General features: G+C 40.0%; 2 protein-coding genes. Both read right to left on the bottom strand.

Annotated features, from left to right (window positions below; translation table 11 throughout):
* Positions 1 to 809, bottom strand: an 809-nt coding sequence (locus tag AB840_RS15280) for an IS3 family transposase (protein WP_072061879.1), incomplete at its 3' end; no start/stop codon positions are given.
* Positions 799 to 1,146, bottom strand: a complete 348-nt coding sequence (locus AB840_RS17685; RefSeq protein WP_048515672.1) for a transposase — start codon at positions 1,144 to 1,146, stop codon at positions 799 to 801. The genes AB840_RS15280 and AB840_RS17685, both read right to left, overlap by 11 nt.
* Between the last annotated feature and the right edge of the window lie 89 nt (positions 1,147 to 1,235).

Raw genomic sequence — 1,235 nt, 5'->3', positions numbered from 1 at the left:
TAGTCTATCAGCATTGCTGGATAGTACAGCGTAGCTGGCGCCTGATAATCAATTGCTGAATGATGCCGTTTAAAATTGTAGGTATAGATATACTTCTTAATTGCTTGACGCGCCTCTTTTAGGTTGGCATATTGGGTCAGATAAGCTTCTTCATACTTGAAACTTCGAAACCAACGCTCAATCATAATATTGTCAGCCCATCGGCTCTTCCCATCCATGCTTTGACGGATATTATTCCCCTTGAGAAATTCAATATACTCATTGCTAGTGAATTGACACCCCTGATCTGAATTTAAAATTAGTGGCTTGGCAACTCTAAAAGCTTTTCCAAGTGCATGAATGACCATTCTTGTATCCAATGTATCATCTACCTCCCAGCCAACAATACATCGGCTATACCAATCGATGACAGCAGTCAAATAAAGGAATCCTCGCTTGATGGGAATATAGGTGATGTCTATTGACCAGGCTTGATTTGGCCGAGATATTACGGCATTACGCAGTAAGTAAGGACATACCTTTGCCTGCTGCATGCGCTTTGAAAGATTCATCTTCGGATATATCGCGTCAATTCCCATTTCCGTCATATATCGGCGTGCTTTCCTGCGACCTACTAAATAACCGAGGCTTTTAAGTTGAGATGACATTTGACGTGCGCCCCAAGCGGGATTATCCGTATGAATACGGTCTATAATGGCCTTACATGCAAGCTCTTCTTCGGAAATTGGCGTCCCCTTGTAATAAATGCTAGTACGATTTACTTCAAGTAATTCAGCGCCTTTTTGAGCTGGAAGTTCTTTAGTCGTCAAAAGGTTTCGGACTAAATTTACTTTCGTAGTCAGATCCAAGGAGTTCTGTAGATTTTTTTTTCAACCAGTCCACCTGCATGGTGAGCTGGCCAACCTTTTTAGCATATGCTTCTTTCTCTTTGCGTTCCTCATCAAGCTTTTCTCTGATATTTTCCTCACGGGAATCATCGAAGACAACAGAGGCTTTATCGAGAAATTCCTTTTTCCAATTTCGCAAAAGATTTGGCTGTATGCTATTTTCGGTAGCTATCGAGTTGAGATCTTTCTCGCCCTTTAGCAGTTCAAGAACAAGATCCGATTTTAATTTTGCTGTAAAATTTCTTCTTTTTCGAGACATAAATGAACCTTCTTTCGAGTGTTATCTACAGTATATCAGGTTCATTATAAACGTGTTCAAAAAATGTCTTAATTTATGAGACCATTATA

This window comes from Megasphaera cerevisiae DSM 20462, from assembly GCF_001045675.1.
GTDB classification, from domain to species: Bacteria; Bacillota; Negativicutes; order Veillonellales; family Megasphaeraceae; genus Megasphaera; species Megasphaera cerevisiae.
The sequence above is the reverse complement of the archived record's forward strand: the minus strand, read 5'-3'. Positions and strand labels throughout refer to the sequence as shown.